17 protein-coding genes and 1 pseudogene are annotated in these 14,767 nt (G+C 58.7%); 12 read left to right on the top strand and 6 right to left on the bottom strand.

The annotated features are described in order from the left end of the window. Positions 1–160: 160 nt before the first annotated feature. Both F8N80_RS09535 and F8N80_RS09530 read left to right on the top strand, forming a co-directional pair. Positions 161–373, top strand: coding sequence for a hypothetical protein (locus tag F8N80_RS09535; RefSeq protein ID WP_150745155.1), 213 nt, complete (start codon positions 161–163; stop codon positions 371–373). 116 nt (positions 374–489) lie between these two features. Then, a complete protein-coding gene (locus F8N80_RS09530; RefSeq protein ID WP_150783750.1) occupies positions 490–708 on the top strand; it encodes an I78 family peptidase inhibitor in 219 nt (72 codons plus the stop codon). Positions 709–788: 80 nt separating this feature from the next. Here the strand turns inward: F8N80_RS09530 and rpmG are convergent, their stop codons facing one another. Next, the gene (rpmG, locus tag F8N80_RS09525; protein ID WP_007894709.1) at positions 789–944 is read right to left on the bottom strand and encodes a 50S ribosomal protein L33; all 156 of its coding nucleotides are present in this window, start codon (positions 942–944) and stop codon (positions 789–791) included. An 11-nt stretch (positions 945–955) separates the two neighbouring features. Next, entirely contained in the window at positions 956–1,189 is a 234-nt protein-coding gene (gene rpmB / locus F8N80_RS09520) for a 50S ribosomal protein L28 (RefSeq protein ID WP_003176907.1), read from the bottom strand. Positions 1,190–1,634: 445 nt separating this feature from the next. On the opposite strand from rpmB, the gene F8N80_RS09515 reads away from it, so the two are divergent. Continuing rightward, on the top strand, positions 1,635–3,221 hold the full coding sequence (locus F8N80_RS09515; protein WP_150745153.1) for an ABC transporter substrate-binding protein: 1,587 nt from the start codon (positions 1,635–1,637) through the stop codon (positions 3,219–3,221). 130 nt (positions 3,222–3,351) lie between these two features. Here the strand turns inward: F8N80_RS09515 and radC are convergent, their stop codons facing one another. Continuing rightward, on the bottom strand, positions 3,352–4,026 hold the full coding sequence (gene radC, locus F8N80_RS09510; RefSeq protein WP_150745152.1) for a RadC family protein: 675 nt from the start codon (positions 4,024–4,026) through the stop codon (positions 3,352–3,354). A gap of 137 nt (positions 4,027–4,163) precedes the next feature. Here radC and coaBC point away from each other — a divergent pair, with 137 nt between their 5' ends. The 5 genes and pseudogenes from coaBC (at position 4,164) to argB (ending at position 8,438) form a co-directional block, all read left to right on the top strand. After that, entirely contained in the window at positions 4,164–5,372 is a 1,209-nt protein-coding gene (gene coaBC / locus F8N80_RS09505) for a bifunctional phosphopantothenoylcysteine decarboxylase/phosphopantothenate--cysteine ligase CoaBC (protein WP_150745151.1), read from the top strand. Between the two features lie 5 nt (positions 5,373–5,377). Continuing rightward, entirely contained in the window at positions 5,378–5,833 is a 456-nt protein-coding gene (gene dut / locus F8N80_RS09500; protein WP_019580468.1) for a dUTP diphosphatase, read from the top strand. Positions 5,834–5,891: 58 nt separating this feature from the next. Beyond that, on the top strand, positions 5,892–6,095 hold the full coding sequence (locus F8N80_RS09495) for a hypothetical protein (protein ID WP_191632890.1): 204 nt from the start codon (positions 5,892–5,894) through the stop codon (positions 6,093–6,095). Next, positions 6,089–7,492, top strand: a pseudogene (locus tag F8N80_RS09490) (phosphomannomutase/phosphoglucomutase); the annotation flags it as partial. The gene F8N80_RS09495 and the pseudogene F8N80_RS09490, both read left to right, overlap by 7 nt. Positions 7,493–7,532: 40 nt before the next feature. Continuing rightward, positions 7,533–8,438, top strand: a complete 906-nt coding sequence (gene argB, locus F8N80_RS09485) for an acetylglutamate kinase (RefSeq protein ID WP_045059191.1) — start codon at positions 7,533–7,535, stop codon at positions 8,436–8,438. 69 nt (positions 8,439–8,507) lie between these two features. Here the strand turns inward: argB and pyrE are convergent, their stop codons facing one another. Then, positions 8,508–9,152 (bottom strand): orotate phosphoribosyltransferase, encoded by a 645-nt coding sequence (gene pyrE, locus F8N80_RS09480; protein ID WP_064680437.1) that lies wholly within the window; start codon positions 9,150–9,152, stop codon positions 8,508–8,510. Positions 9,153–9,234: 82 nt separating this feature from the next. On the opposite strand from pyrE, the gene F8N80_RS09475 reads away from it, so the two are divergent. After that, the gene (locus tag F8N80_RS09475) at positions 9,235–10,014 is read left to right on the top strand and encodes an exodeoxyribonuclease III (protein ID WP_007934608.1); all 780 of its coding nucleotides are present in this window, start codon (positions 9,235–9,237) and stop codon (positions 10,012–10,014) included. Positions 10,015–10,177: 163 nt separating this feature from the next. Here F8N80_RS09475 and gltS read toward each other — a convergent pair whose 3' ends face one another. Beyond that, positions 10,178–11,386, bottom strand: coding sequence for a sodium/glutamate symporter (gene gltS / locus F8N80_RS09470; RefSeq protein ID WP_150783749.1), 1,209 nt, complete (start codon positions 11,384–11,386; stop codon positions 10,178–10,180). 430 nt (positions 11,387–11,816) lie between these two features. After that, on the bottom strand, positions 11,817–12,539 hold the full coding sequence (rph, locus tag F8N80_RS09465; RefSeq protein WP_046045041.1) for a ribonuclease PH: 723 nt from the start codon (positions 12,537–12,539) through the stop codon (positions 11,817–11,819). A gap of 267 nt (positions 12,540–12,806) precedes the next feature. On the opposite strand from rph, the gene F8N80_RS09460 reads away from it, so the two are divergent. The 3 genes from F8N80_RS09460 to rpoZ all read left to right on the top strand — a co-directional run bounded on the left by F8N80_RS09460 (position 12,807) and on the right by rpoZ (position 14,732). Continuing rightward, positions 12,807–13,670, top strand: coding sequence for a YicC/YloC family endoribonuclease (locus F8N80_RS09460; protein WP_150783748.1), 864 nt, complete (start codon positions 12,807–12,809; stop codon positions 13,668–13,670). A 12-nt stretch (positions 13,671–13,682) separates the two neighbouring features. After that, complete coding sequence (gene gmk, locus F8N80_RS09455) at positions 13,683–14,303, top strand: guanylate kinase (protein ID WP_150745147.1); 621 nt, start codon at positions 13,683–13,685, stop codon at positions 14,301–14,303. A gap of 165 nt (positions 14,304–14,468) precedes the next feature. Continuing rightward, positions 14,469–14,732, top strand: a complete 264-nt coding sequence (gene rpoZ, locus F8N80_RS09450; RefSeq protein ID WP_007894670.1) for a DNA-directed RNA polymerase subunit omega — start codon at positions 14,469–14,471, stop codon at positions 14,730–14,732. Positions 14,733–14,767: the final 35 nt, after the last annotated feature.

The following is a 14,767-nucleotide window of genomic DNA, read 5'->3' as shown; positions in this document are numbered from 1 at the left end:
CTCGTGATGGGCTTTTCAATTGGCCGGGCGGGTGGCAAAACATCGCGACACAGACCGACAGGTGATAAATCATCGGGGCTATTCCACTATTCCCCCACGCCATCCATGACGGATGTCGGGAGCACAATCGCTCATTCCAGCTATCGCAAGGAAGCAATACATGACCATTGATTTGCAACAACACCTGGACACCGCAAACCAGTACCTCGGACGGCAATACTCCGAGGAGCTGCGTGCAGAACTCGCCAACAAGACCGGTCTGGCCGTACGACCGAGAGGCATCGGCTTCATCATGACCAAAGACTACAACCCTGCACGCATCAATCTGCTGGTCGAAAACGAAATCATCACCCATGTCACCATGGGCAATTGATTTGCACAGCACCTTGCACTGCTCAGCCCTGAGGCTGAGTGGGCTGGCCAGTCGCTTATAGCAACACGAAACGCCCGATATCCTGCATCGAGTGTTTCGTTTGGCAAGGAGGCAACATGCCTGACAATCCAGATCAATGCGACGTCACGATCGCTCAATACACCATTGGCCAGATGTACACCCCCGAATTGCTCGAAGAAGTCCGCGCCAGGGCAAATGGCGCACCGGTCCGGGTCACTGGGCCAGGATTTGCATCGGATCGCAAACGGGTCCCCCGTCGTATCAGCCTGCTGACCGATGCCGACAAAATCATCGTCAGCATTCAGTGCGGCTGAAAAAACCGGCAGTTTTTGCGCCCAACAAAAAAGGCCCGTATCTCGCGATACGGGCCTTTTTTGTAAGAGGGAAAAATCAATTACTTGATTTTGCCTTCTTTGTAGATCACGTGCTTGCGAACAACCGGATCAAATTTCTTGATCTCGATTTTGTCCGGAGTAGTGCGCTTGTTCTTGTCGGTAGTGTAGAAGTGACCAGTACCGGCGCTCGAAATCAAACGAATCAATTCACGCATGATTAGCTCCCTTAGATCTTGCCAGCAGCGCGGATTTCGGCCAGCACGACAGTGATGCCACGCTTGTCGATGATACGCATGCCTTTGGCAGATACGCGCAGACGCACGAAACGTTTCTCTTCTTCAACCCAGAAGCGGTGATGCTGCAGGTTCGGCAGGAAACGACGACGGGTTTTGTTGTTTGCGTGGGAAATGTTATTCCCAGTCACCGGACCCTTACCGGTAACTTGACATACTCTCGACATGCCTCAGCCCTCTAAAACCACATGCCCAACCCGGCATGGGTTGGCCGCTTAATCTCTCAGTCATTTGGCGCCAGGCGCCGCGTTTCTTTAGAGGTCTTACCGGCTACACCTACAGTGAAGGAACCGGGCCCCTAGAAAAGAGCGCTGCTTTATACCAGAAAGACTGAAGAGCAACAACATTCCGTGTGCGCCGAGTTGATAAAAACCCGTTTTTTCTGGCTCCGAGTGCCCAAGACAAAGGCTGTCGTCGATAGCGACCACTCGTCGCAGAAAATCGGCAGAGCCACCAATCCAGGGTTTTGCCAACCGCCGCACACCTGAATCAATCGCACATAGTCCCCTTAAAATGAAAAAGGGGATAGTCATTTGCAAAAGAGCCTACTAGGGTAAGCCTTTTCCAGACTGCACTTGCAGATGGGCCTTCGATCTGTAAAGGAATCCGACCATGCGCCTCGCTGCCCTACCGCTGTTGCTTGCCCCGCTGCTGCTGAGCCCACAGGCTATGGCCGCGGCCTTGAGCGTCTGCACCGAGGCCAGCCCTGAAGGCTTCGATGTGGTGCAATACAACTCGCTGACCACCACCAACGCCTCGGCCGATGTGCTGATGAACCGCCTGGTGGACTTCGATACGGCCAGCGGCAAAGTGGTCGCCGGCCTCGCGGACAGCTGGGAAGTTACGCCCGACGGCTTGACCTATGTCTTCAAATTGCACCCGAAGGTCAAGTTCCACCACACCGACTATTTCAACCCGACTCGCGATCTGACCGCCGAAGACGTGAAGTTCAGCTTCGACCGCATGCTCGACCCTGCAAACCCGTGGCACAAAGTGGCCCAGAGTGGCTTCCCGCATGCCCAGTCGATGCAGTTGCCCGCATTGATCAAGAAGATCGACGCGCTGGACCCATTGACCGTGCGCTTCACCCTCGACCATCCCGACTCGACTTTCCTCGCGACCCTGAGCATGGGCTTCGCCTCGATCTATTCCGCCGAATACGCCGACAAACTGATGAAGGCCGGCACCCCGGAGAAACTCAACAGCCAGCCGATCGGTACCGGCCCTTTCATCTTCACGCGCTTCCAGAAAGATGCCTCGATTCGCTACAAGGCCAACCCGGACTACTTCCGTGGCAAGCCGTCGGTGGACCCGCTGATCTTTGCCATCACCCCGGATGCCAACGTGCGCCTGCAGAAGTTGCGCCGCAACGAGTGCCAGATCGCTCTGTCGCCCAAGCCGCTGGACGTACAATCGGCGTTGAAGGAACCCACTTTGAAAGTGGAAAAGACGGACGCGTTCATGACCGCGTTCGTCGCCATCAACAGCCAGCATCCACCGCTGGACAAGCCTGAAGTGCGCCAGGCGATCAACCTCGCGTTCGACAAGGCCAACTACGTCAAGGCCGTGTTCGAAGACACCGCCGAGCCCGCCAATGGCCCATACCCGCCGAACACCTGGAGTTACGCCAAAGGTTTGCCGGGCTACCCGCATGACGTCGAAAAAGCGCGGGCATTGATGGCCAAGGCCGGGCTCAAGGACGGTTTCAACACCACTATCTGGACCCGACCTTCCGGCAGCCTGCTCAACCCGAACCCGAGCCTCAGCGCGCAAATGCTGCAATCGGACCTCGCGCAGATCGGTATTCAAGCCGAGATTCGGGTGATCGAATGGGGCGAGTTGATTCGCCGCGCCAAGGCCGGTGAACACGACCTGCTGTTCATGGGCTGGGCCGGTGACAATGGGGACCCGGACAACTTCCTCACGCCGCAGTTTTCCTGCGCCGCCCTCAAGTCCGGCACCAACTTCGCCCGTTACTGCAATCAGGACCTGGACAAGCAGATCAGTGCCGGCAAGACCACCAGCGAGCAAGGTGTGCGCACCAAGCTCTACGAACAGGCCCAGGCGCAGATCCAGCAGCAGGCGCTTTGGCTGCCACTGGCTCATCCGACTGCGTTCGCACTGACACGCAAGGATGTCGAGGGGTATTCGGTCAGCCCGTTCGGCCGCCAGGATTACTCCAAGGTCAACCTCAAATAATCAGCGTCGCCACAAATCCTGTGGGAGCGGGCTTGCTCGCGAAGACGGCGGCCCAGTCAATGTTGATGTCGCCTGATACACCGCTTTCGCGAGCAAGCCCGCTCCCACATGGGATTCGTATTCCCCTCGCCTACATCCACCCATACTCGGCCATGGACAGCGGCTCGCCGTCACCGATGATGAAATGGTCGAGCACCCGCACATCGATCAACTCCAGCGCCTCCTGCAGGCGCTTGGTCAACGTGCGATCGGCCTGACTGGGGCTGGTATTACCCGACGGGTGATTGTGGCAGAGAATCAACGCTGCGGCGTTGTGGGCCAGGGCCCGCTTGACCACCTGCCGGGGATGGACACTCGTGCTGTCGATCGAGCCGCGAAACAACGCCTCGAAGGACAGCACTTGATGCCTGGAGTCCAGAAACAGACAGCCGAACACCTCATGAGGCTCGTGGCGGAGCATCGACGTCAGGTAATCACGAACCGCCTGCGGATTTTCCAGCGCCGATTTCTGGCGCGCACGTTCGGCCAAATGCCGCCTGCCCATTTCCTGTGCCGCCTGCAACTGAGCGAATTTTGCCGGCCCGAGCCCCAACTGCCTGCTGAACGCTGCCTGATCAGCCTCGAGTAACGAGCGCAGGCTGCCAAACTGATTCAACAAGTGCCGCGCCAGGTCCACTGCGCTTTTGCCGGACACGCCGGTTCGTAAAAAAATGGCCAGCAGTTCGGCGTCCGAAAGACTCGCGGCCCCCAGTTCAAGCAATCTCTCCCGCGGCCGCTCGGCCGCCGGCCAATCGCGAATACTCATAGCACCTCCCTGGAATATGGGCGCCCGCTGTTCCATAGCGGTCGCTGTGATATCGTAGCCCATCTTTTTTGCGGGCGATTTCATCCCTGGGGAGGGGGTATCGCCATGCAGTCATCAACGAACTGAAAGGCAGACCTATGCAGCGGCTGTATCGGAAACGCATCGTTCTGGGCGTCGGCGGCGGCATTGCTGCCTACAAAAGCGCCGATCTGGTTCGTCGCTTGATCGACCAGGGCGCCGAAGTACGCGTGGTCATGACTCGCGGCGGCAGTGAGTTCATCACCCCGCTAACCATGCAGGCCCTCTCCGGGCACCCGGTCCACCTCGACCTGCTGGACCCTGCGGCCGAAGCCGCCATGGGCCACATCGAGCTGGCCAAATGGGCCGACCTGGTGCTGATCGCCCCCGCCACCGCGGACCTGATCGCCCGTCTGGCCCAAGGCATTGCCGATGACCTGCTGACCACGCTGGTGCTGGCCACCGACGCCGTGGTCGCCGTCGCCCCGGCGATGAATCAGGCGATGTGGCGCGATCCGGCCACCCAGGCCAACCTGCAAACCCTCGAAAACCGTGACCTCAAAGTCTTCGGCCCAGCCTCGGGCAGCCAGGCCTGTGGTGACGTCGGCCTGGGCCGCATGCTCGAAGCCATCGAACTCGCCCAGTGCGCGGCGGACTGCTTCCAGCGTCAGGCGCTGACCGGCAAACACGTGCTGATCACCGCCGGCCCGACCCAGGAAAACATCGACCCGGTGCGCTACATCACCAACCACAGTTCCGGCAAAATGGGCTTTGCCCTGGCCGAAGCCGCGGTAGAAGCCGGCGCCCGTGTGACCCTGATCACCGGCCCGGTGCACCTGCCGACGCCGGATCGCGTCACCCGCATCGACGTGGTCAGCGCCCGTGACATGCTCGCCGCGTGTGAAGCCGCGATCCCCTGCGACCTGTTTATCGCCTCGGCAGCAGTCGCAGACTACCGCCCGGAAGTCGTTGCCCCACAGAAACTCAAGAAAGATCCTACGAACGGCGACGGCTTGTTGCTACAGATGGTGCGTAACCCGGACATCCTGGCCTCCATCGCCACCCGCCCTGACCGTCCATTCAGTGTCGGTTTCGCCGCCGAAACCGAACACCTGCTCGACTACGCTGCCCGCAAGTTGAAAGACAAGAACCTCGATTTGATCGTCGCCAATGACGTCGCGAACCCGAGCATTGGTTTCAATAGCGAAGAAAACGCCTGCAGCGTGATCGACCGTCAGTTACATGCCACACTTTTCGCCCAGACCAGCAAGAGCAAGATTGCCCGCCAGCTGATCACTTTTATCGCCGAACGTCTGAACCAGGTTTAATTTACATGCACGCTTTGCAAGCCAAGATCCTCGACCCCCGCATCGGTACCGAATTCCCGCTGCCGCAGTACGCCACCCCTGGCTCCGCCGGCCTCGACCTGCGCGCCATGCTGGAAAAAGACACCGTGATCAAGCCGGGCGAAACCCTGCTGATTCCTACCGGCCTGTCGGTGTACATCGGCGACCCTGGCCTGGCGGCGCTGATTCTGCCGCGTTCCGGCCTGGGTCATAAGCACGGCATCGTGCTGGGCAACCTGGTCGGCTTGATCGATTCCGATTACCAGGGCCCGCTGATGGTGTCGTGCTGGAATCGTGGTCAGACCGATTTCAACATCGTGGTCGGCGAACGCCTGGCTCAACTGGTGTTGGTGCCGGTGGTTCAAGCGCACTTCGAGATGGTCGAAGAGTTCGTCGAAACCCAGCGCGGCACTGGCGGTTTCGGTCATTCCGGCAGCCACTGATTGCCTGTTTTCAGGCCGGGTACCCTGCCCGGTCGAAAACCCGGGCATTAGATTCCGGATGAAAATTGCACAAACCCATCTGGAAGGTTTACCGCTCAAAATCAAGGCTTTGGCCGGCCATTGGCTCGCCGATACGGGTGACATGGCCTTTGCACACCACGAACTCTCTGCCGAAAACGCCGTCATACCCTTCAGTTTGAGCCAGCCGGCGAGTTATTCGCAGGCAGGTCCAGCCACTTTAAAGATGGAGCATTCCCAGTAATGAGCACCCCAGCCCAAGTCGCACCCAAGTTTCCCGACAGCATTTTCCGCGCCTACGACATTCGCGGCACCGTCCCGGAATTCTTGAACGCTGAAACCGCTTATTGGCTTGGTCGCGCCATCGGCTCCCAGAGCCTGGCCCAGGACGAACCCAACGTTTCGGTTGGCCGCGACGGGCGCCTGTCAGGCCCGGAGCTGGTAGAACAACTGATCAAGGGCCTGGCCGACAGCGGCTGCCACGTCAGCGACGTCGGCCTGGTGCCAACGCCTGCGCTGTATTACGCCGCCAACGTACTGGCCGGCAAATCCGGTGTCATGCTGACCGGCAGCCACAACCCGTCGAACTACAACGGCTTCAAGATCGTCATCGCTGGCGACACCCTGGCCAACGAACAGATCCAGGCCTTGCACGAACGCCTCAAGACCAACAACCTGAGCAGTGGCAAGGGCAGCATTACCCAGGTCGAAATCCTCGATCGCTACAACACCGAAATCGTCCAGGACATCAAACTCGCCCGTCGCCTCAAAGTCGTGGTCGACTGCGGCAACGGCGCGGCCGGCGTGATCGCCCCGCAACTGATCGAAGCCCTGAACTGCGAAGTCATCCCGCTGTTCTGCGAAGTCGACGGCAACTTCCCGAACCATCATCCGGATCCGGGCAAGCCAGAAAACCTCGTCGACCTGATTGCCAAGGTCAAGGAAACCAACGCCGACCTGGGCCTGGCCTTCGACGGCGACGGCGACCGCGTTGGCGTGGTGACCAACACCGGCAGCATCGTCTACCCAGACCGCCTGCTGATGCTGTTCGCTCGTGACGTGGTAGCGCGCAACCCGGACGCGGAAATCATTTTCGACGTCAAATGCACCCGCCGCCTGACGCCACTGATCAAGGAATACGGCGGTCGTCCGCTAATGTGGAAGACCGGTCACTCGTTGATCAAAAAGAAAATGAAACAAACCGGCGCCCTGTTGGCCGGCGAAATGAGCGGGCACATCTTCTTCAAGGAACGCTGGTTCGGTTTCGACGACGGCATCTACAGCGCCGCGCGGCTGCTGGAGATCCTCAGCAAGGAAAAATCCACCGCGGAGGAGCTGTTCGAGACCTTCCCGAACGATATTTCTACGCCGGAAATCAATATCCATGTGACCGAAGAGAGCAAATTCAGCATCATTGATGCATTGCACGACGCGAAGTGGGGCGAAGGCGCTGACCTGACCACCATTGACGGCGTGCGAGTCGACTACGCCAAAGGCTGGGGCCTGGTTCGCGCCTCCAACACCACACCGGTGCTGGTGCTGCGCTTCGAGGCCGATGACGAGGCGGAACTGCAACGCATCAAGGACGTGTTCAAAGTCCAGTTGAAGCGTGTTGCACCTGATCTCCAACTACCGTTTTGATTTATTGAAAGCGCCTTTTATCGAAGTGCCGGAGCCCTGAATGACCCTCGAACGCGAAGCCGCCGCCAACACCGCCAAGGTCCTGTCCGAAGCGCTGCCTTACATCCGCCGCTATGTCGGCAAGACGCTGGTGATCAAATACGGCGGCAACGCGATGGAAAGCGAGGAGCTGAAAACCGGCTTCGCCCGCGACATCGTGCTGATGAAAGCCGTCGGCATCAACCCGGTGGTGGTTCACGGTGGCGGCCCACAAATCGGCGACCTGCTCAAGCGCCTGTCGATCGAGAGCCACTTCATCGATGGCATGCGTGTCACTGACGCGCAGACCATGGACGTGGTGGAAATGGTCCTCGGTGGCCAGGTCAACAAGGACATCGTCAACCTGATCAACCGCCATGGCGGCAGCGCCATCGGCCTGACCGGTAAAGACGCCGAGCTGATTCGTGCGAAAAAACTCACCGTGACCCGCCAGACGCCGGAGATGACCCAGCCGGAAATCATCGACATCGGCCAGGTGGGCGAAGTGGTCGGGATCAACACCGACTTGCTGAACCTGCTGGTCAAAGGCGACTTCATCCCGGTGATCGCGCCGATCGGCGTTGGCGCCAACGGCGAGTCCTACAACATCAACGCCGACCTGGTGGCGGGTAAAGTTGCCGAAGCACTGAAAGCCGAAAAGCTGATGCTGCTGACCAACATCGCCGGCCTGATGGACAAATCGGGCACGGTCCTGACCGGCCTGACCACCCAGCAAGTCGACGAACTGATCGCCGACGGCACTATCTACGGTGGCATGCTGCCGAAGATCCGTTGCGCGCTGGAAGCGGTGCAAGGCGGCGTGGGCAGTTCGCTGATCATCGATGGCCGGGTTCCTAACGCGATCTTGCTGGAAATCTTCACCGATACCGGTGTGGGCACCCTGATCAGCAATCGCAAGCGTCCTTAAGCAACACACAAAAAAAGACCCCGCTCAGCCAGACTGAGCGGGGTCTTTTTTTGCCTACGATACCTGTGGTCAGACGCCGAATTGGGCGCGGTAGGCTTCGACTGCCGGCAGGTGTTGCTTGAGCTGCGGATCATCAGCCAGGAATTCCAGCACCTGGTTCAGCGAAACAATGCTGATCACCGGAATGCCGAAGTCACGCTCCACCTCCTGGATCGCCGACAACTCGCCATTGCCCCGCTCCTGACGGTTGAGGGCGATCAACACACCGGCCGCCTTGGCGCCGTCCTGGGAGGCGATGATCTGCATCACCTCACGAATCGCGGTACCCGCGGTGATCACGTCGTCGATGATCAGCACGTCACCGGTCAGCGGCGCGCCGACCAGGCTGCCGCCTTCACCGTGGGCCTTGGCCTCCTTGCGGTTGAAGCACCATGGCAAATCACGCTCATGGTGTTCGGCCAGGGCCACTGCAGTGGTCGCTGCCAAGGGGATGCCTTTGTAGGCCGGACCGAACAGTACGTCGAAGGGAATGCCGCTCTCGACGATGGCTGCCGCATAGAAACGACCCAGCTGCGCCAGGGCCTTCCCTGAATTGAACAGGCCGGCATTGAAGAAGTAAGGACTGGTGCGCCCGGACTTCAGGGTGAACTCGCCGAAGCGCAAAACGCCGCGATCGATGGCAAAACGAATGAAATCGCGTTGATACGCTTGCATGAAAAAAACCCCAAATACCACGGATTTAGCTAATTAGGTTGACGCCGTGTATCATACACGCACGCGATTTTTGGGGCCATTTATGCGGATCATCAGTGTGAACGTCAATGGTATTCAGGCTGCAGTGGAGCGAGGGTTGCTCAGTTGGCTGCAAGCACAGAATGCCGACGTCATCTGCCTGCAGGACACCCGCGCCTCCGCCTTTGAACTGGACGATCCAGCCTTCCAACTGGATGGCTACTTCCTTTATGCCTGCGAAGCCGAAGTTCCCGCCCAAGGTGGCGTGGCTTTGTATTCGCGGTTGCAACCGAAGGCAGTCATCAGCGGTCTCGGCTTCGAGACGGCCGACCGCTACGGGCGCTACCTGCAAGCCGATTTCGACAAGGTCAGCATCGCGACCTTGCTGCTCCCTTCGGGGCAGAACGGCGATGAAGACTTGAACCAGAAGTTCAAGCTAATGGACGATTTCGCCCGTTACCTGGATAAACAGCGGCGCAAACGTCGCGAGTACATTTATTGTGGCTCGCTGTACGTGGCGCAACAGAAGCTGGATATCAAGAACTGGCGCGACAGCCAGCAATCCCCGGGCTTCCTGGCACCTGAACGTGCCTGGATGGACGAGATTGTCGGCAACATGGGGTATGTCGATGCCCTGCGAGAAGTCAGCCGCGAAGGCGACCAGTACAGCTGGTGGCCGGACAACGAACAGGCGGAAATGCTCAACCTCGGTTGGCGTTTCGACTATCAGTTGCTGACCCCGGGCCTGCGCCGCTTTGTACGCAGCGCACGTTTGCCACGTCAGCCGCGGTTCTCGCAGCATGCACCGCTGATCGTGGACTACGACTGGACGCTGACCATCTAAGCGTTTCTTCGCAGACACACAAAAACCGGCATCGCTCAGGCGGTGTGAAACCAGGCGATCTGCTGGCCGGTTAAAGAAAATGCCCGTATCGCAAGATACGGGCATTTTTTATGCGCCAATCCAGGGTAAAAACAGCTCACTTCCTCCGGACCAGACCTGAACGTCACGCCGCGACAAAAAACGGCAGCGCAAGGTACAACTTGATCACGATGACATTAATGATGTCGATGAAGAAAGCCCCCACCATGGGCACCACCAGAAACGCTATCTGCGAAGGGCCATAACGCTGCGTCACCGCTTGCATGTTAGCGATGGCCGTTGGCGTGGCACCCAACCCAAAACCGCAATGACCGGCCGCCAGTACGGCTGCATCGTAGTTACTGCCCATGATTCTAAAGGTCACGAAAATCGCAAACAGCGCCATGACCAGCGTTTGCGCAGCCAGGATGATGAATATCGGCAAAGCCAGTGCAGCCAGATCCCACAGTTTGAGCGACATCAGAGCGATCGCCAGAAACAGCGACAAGCTGACATTCCCCAGCACTGAGACTTCACGCTCAAACACTTGATAAAGGCCAAGTGCTGAAAGACTGTTGCGTAAAACCACACCCACGAACAAGACGCAAACGAAGGTCGGCAACTCAAATGCGGTTCCGAGGAGCAGTTTATTCAGAAGAGAACCTGCCAGTAAGCTGACAGCAATCAGCGCGAGTGTCTCAATAAACGAAAAAGGTGTGATCGAGCGCTCTTTGTTCGGCTGTTCAAAGCCCTTTGGCACCCGTGGCTTTTCTTGCTCAACGCAACCCGGTACTTGTATGCGCTTGATGAGCAGGCGCGCCACCGGTCCACCAATCAAACCACCCAGCACCAATCCAAACGTCGCAGAGGCCATCGCAAGTTCGGAGGCGGAAGCGAGACCGTACTGCTCGCTGAACGTCGCTCCCCATGCGGCGCCCGTACCGTGGCCCCCGGCCAAGGTAACCGAGCCTGTCAGCAGGCCCATCAAAGGATCGAGCCCCAACATCGTTGCGAGACCGATACCCATCGCATTCTGGACCACTAGAAGCCCGGTGACGGCCAGGACAAAGACCCCCACTACGCGCCCGCCTTTCCTCAGGCTGGCGAAATCTGCACTCAAGCCAATGGTGGCGAAAAACGCCAACATCAGGGGCGTCTGCAGCGAAGTATCAAATCGGACTTGAACATCAAAGCTTCGTAAGGCCAAAAGAACCAGGGCAACCACCAGGCCGCCGGCAACCGGCTCGGGGATGTTGTAGGCGCGTAAAAAACCAACACGCATGACGAGCCCGCGACCCAGCAGAAGTACTAAGGAGGCGGCGACTAATGTTCCATAAAAATCGAGCTGAACCATTGGGATTATTCTTGGATATATATATTCAGGGGCGAACTGTTTACCTGGACACGCCTCTTGAACAGGTTGATCGTCTCAACACTGATTGGTTTTAGATTCAAGGACCTTCAATGGTTTGAATATGTCGAAATATTTCTTGAAATATTTCGTGGAAGCAACTTTATCAACCGCCAAGTCTCATTGCCAAGCACATAGGTAGTGCCGGCACTGTGCAGTTGTGACTAAAAGTGTAAGAAAGAGGAATTCAACTAATAGAGCGAAGATATAAAAGACAGCGCACTGAAAAAGAAAATGCCCCCTGTAGGAGCGAGCGGTGCGGCGACCCGACTTGCCCGCGAAGAACGATAACGCGGTGCAAATGACACACCGCGGCGCACCGTTCGCGGGCAAGTCGGGTCGCCGCACTGCTCGCTCCTACAGGGGGGGGCGATCAGTCGGCCAGTGCAGCCTTCTGGAGCTCGAAGATTTCACTCATGCCTTTCTTCGCCAGTTCCAGCATGGCGTTCAACTCTTCAGGCTGGAACGGCGCGCCTTCGGCAGTGCCCTGGACTTCGATGAAGCCGCCGGTGCTGGTCATCACCACGTTCAGGTCGGTTTCGGCAGCCGAGTCTTCCAGGTAGTCGAGGTCGAGTACAGGCTCGCCCTGATACATGCCGACCGAAACGGCAGCGATCATCTGCTTGAGCGGGTCGCCACCTTTCAGGCCGCCGCGCTTCTTGATCACTTTCAAGGCGTCGACCAGTGCAACCATGGCGCCGGTGATGGACGCGGTGCGGGTGCCGCCATCCGCCTGGATCACGTCGCAGTCGACGTACAGGGTGACGTCGCCCAGCTTGGACATGTCCAGGGAAGCGCGCAGGGAGCGACCGATCAGACGCTGGATTTCCAGGGTGCGACCGCCTTGCTTGCCACGGCTCGCTTCACGCTGGTTACGCTCGCCGGTAGCGCGCGGGAGCATGCCGTACTCGGCGGTCAACCAGCCCTGGCCCTGACCTTTGAGGAAGCGCGGTACGCCGTTCTCGACGCTGACCGTGCAGATGACTTTGGTATCACCGAACTCGACCAGTACAGATCCCTCGGCGTGTTTGGTGTAGTTGCGGGTAATGCGGATCGAGCGCAGCTGATCGGCAGCGCGACCACTTGGACGTTTCATAAGGGATACCTGTACGGGGACGGAAAACTGCGGAGCATTATAGAGCCGCCAGCTACGACTGGGCACTTCTAAAAAAATCCTCTGACGAGCGATGGCTCTGAACAGCCCGCTGCCGACGACCAGCAGCCCTTTGTCACATCGTGTGTTTGGGCGCATCCACGCCACTGCGCTACAATCCTGCGCCTTTGCTGCCAGTCGGCGTAAATTCATTGATATCAGATTGCCAGAACGTCAGTTCCGGGCCGATCTGCATTGCGAGGTACCTCCATGGTGCACAGCATGACCGCCTTCGCCCGCGTCGAGAAAGCCGGCGTCCAGGGCACCCTGAGCTGGGAACTGCGCTCGGTCAACAGCCGCTACCTGGAACCGCACTTGCGCCTGCCAGAGTCTTTTCGTGACCTCGAAGGTGCGGTCCGCGAAGCCCTGCGCCAGGGCGTGTCCCGGGGCAAGCTCGAATGCACCCTGCGCTTTACCGAAGAAAACACCGGCAAACCGCTGCAAGTAGACCAGGCGCGCGCCGCGCAATTGGTCGCCGCCGCCGAGACGATCGCCGGCCTCATCAAAAACCCCGCGGCGCTGAACCCGCTCGAAGTCCTGGCCTGGCCTGGCGTACTGGTGGGCGACGCCAGCGATCCGCAAGCCTTGAACGCCGAGGCACTGGTACTGTTCAATCAAGGCCTGAAAGAGCTAAAGGCTGGCCGCGAGCGCGAAGGCGCGGAGCTGGCGCGATTGATCGACGCTCGCCTGACGTCCATCGAAGAAGACGTGGCGACCCTGCGTGAGCGGGTCCCGCAAATGCTCGCCACCCAGCGCCAGAAAGTCCTCGACCGCTTTGCCGACATGAAGGCCGAGATGGACCCGCAACGGCTGGAGCAGGAAATGGTCATGCTCGCGCAAAAAAGCGACGTCGCCGAAGAACTGGATCGCCTGAGCACTCACATCATCGAAGTTCGCCGGGTGCTCAAGTCCGGCGGCGCTGCCGGTCGGCGCCTGGACTTCCTGATGCAGGAGCTCAACCGCGAAGCCAATACATTGGGCTCCAAAGCCTTCGACCCGCGCAGCACCCAGGCGGCGGTCAACCTCAAGGTGTTGATCGAACAGATGCGCGAACAAGTGCAGAATATTGAGTAAGGCAAACCCGACATGACCCACAGCACCGGCACCCTGTACATCATTTCCGCCCCCTCGGGCGCGGGCAAGAGCAGCCTGGTCAAGGCCCTGACCGACGCTGATCAGGAGATCCGCGTTTCGGTCTCCCACACCACCCGCGCCATGCGCCCGGGTGAAGTGAACGGCGTGAACTATCACTTCGTCGAACGCAGCGACTTCGTGAAGATGATCGAACATGGGGATTTCCTCGAGCGCGCCGAAGTGTTCGGCAATCTCTACGGCACTTCGCAAAGCCACCTGCAGCAGACCCTGGACGAAGGCCACGACCTGATTCTGGAAATCGACTGGCAGGGTGCAGAACAAGTGCGCAAGTTGATGCCCCAGGCCCGTTCGATCTTCATTCTGCCGCCTTCCCTGCAGGCCTTGCACCAGCGCCTGACCAATCGCGGCCAGGACAGCGACGAGATCATCGAAGGCCGGATGCGCGAAGCCGTCAGCGAAATGAGCCACTACGTGGATTACGACTACCTGATCATCAACGACAATTTCGCCCACGCGCTGGACGATTTGAAGGCGATTTTCCGTGCCAACCAGCTGCATCAGAAGCGTCAACAGCAGCGTAACGGAAAACTTTTGGCCGAATTGCTCGGTTAACAGCGCTTCCCAAAACCGTTGCAAGGGCTTTACATTGGCACTTGCAGCGCGTTGAAAGTTTGCTCAAAAAATCAGCGCTTCCCTAATCGCTGGTGATTTTTTAAACTGTTGAGTCCGCTCGCCCAACCGGGCAGCGCGCATATTGCATTCGCTCCGAGGAATACCATGGCCCGCGTAACTGTTGAAGATTGCCTGAACCACGTGGAAAACCGCTTTGAGCTGGTCATGCTGTCTACCAAGCGTGCCCGTCAACTGGCCACCGGCGGCAAAGAGCCACTGGTTCAGTGGGAAAACGACAAGCCTACCGTTGTAGCCTTGCGCGAAATCGCTGAAGGCCTGATGAGCTACGAGTTCATCGCCAACGCTGAAATCGTCGAAGACGAACCGCTGTTCGCAGCGTTCGAGGACGAGTCCAACGAGGCCGTCTAAGCCATGCCTGGTCGACGTAGCACGGCGCGGGGTCA

The sequence above is a fragment of the Pseudomonas fluorescens genome (assembly GCF_902497995.1).
GTDB classification, from domain to species: domain Bacteria; phylum Pseudomonadota; class Gammaproteobacteria; order Pseudomonadales; family Pseudomonadaceae; genus Aquipseudomonas; species Aquipseudomonas fluorescens_BK.
This window is presented reverse-complemented; position numbering and strand designations above follow the sequence as displayed.

Coding starts and splice junctions, on each gene's coding strand:
- F8N80_RS09535 (WP_150745155.1), top strand. CDS start 161: ATGACCATTGATTTGCAACAACACCTGGACACCGCAAACCAGTACCTC.
- F8N80_RS09530 (WP_150783750.1), top strand. CDS start 490: ATGCCTGACAATCCAGATCAATGCGACGTCACGATCGCTCAATACACC.
- rpmG (WP_007894709.1), bottom strand. CDS start 944: ATGCGTGAATTGATTCGTTTGATTTCGAGCGCCGGTACTGGTCACTTC.
- rpmB (WP_003176907.1), bottom strand. CDS start 1,189: ATGTCGAGAGTATGTCAAGTTACCGGTAAGGGTCCGGTGACTGGGAAT.
- F8N80_RS09515 (WP_150745153.1), top strand. CDS start 1,635: ATGCGCCTCGCTGCCCTACCGCTGTTGCTTGCCCCGCTGCTGCTGAGC.
- radC (WP_150745152.1), bottom strand. CDS start 4,026: ATGAGTATTCGCGATTGGCCGGCGGCCGAGCGGCCGCGGGAGAGATTG.
- coaBC (WP_150745151.1), top strand. CDS start 4,164: ATGCAGCGGCTGTATCGGAAACGCATCGTTCTGGGCGTCGGCGGCGGC.
- dut (WP_019580468.1), top strand. CDS start 5,378: ATGCACGCTTTGCAAGCCAAGATCCTCGACCCCCGCATCGGTACCGAA.
- F8N80_RS09495 (WP_191632890.1), top strand. CDS start 5,892: ATGAAAATTGCACAAACCCATCTGGAAGGTTTACCGCTCAAAATCAAG.
- argB (WP_045059191.1), top strand. CDS start 7,533: ATGACCCTCGAACGCGAAGCCGCCGCCAACACCGCCAAGGTCCTGTCC.
- pyrE (WP_064680437.1), bottom strand. CDS start 9,152: ATGCAAGCGTATCAACGCGATTTCATTCGTTTTGCCATCGATCGCGGC.
- F8N80_RS09475 (WP_007934608.1), top strand. CDS start 9,235: ATGCGGATCATCAGTGTGAACGTCAATGGTATTCAGGCTGCAGTGGAG.
- gltS (WP_150783749.1), bottom strand. CDS start 11,386: ATGGTTCAGCTCGATTTTTATGGAACATTAGTCGCCGCCTCCTTAGTA.
- rph (WP_046045041.1), bottom strand. CDS start 12,539: ATGAAACGTCCAAGTGGTCGCGCTGCCGATCAGCTGCGCTCGATCCGC.
- F8N80_RS09460 (WP_150783748.1), top strand. CDS start 12,807: ATGGTGCACAGCATGACCGCCTTCGCCCGCGTCGAGAAAGCCGGCGTC.
- gmk (WP_150745147.1), top strand. CDS start 13,683: ATGACCCACAGCACCGGCACCCTGTACATCATTTCCGCCCCCTCGGGC.
- rpoZ (WP_007894670.1), top strand. CDS start 14,469: ATGGCCCGCGTAACTGTTGAAGATTGCCTGAACCACGTGGAAAACCGC.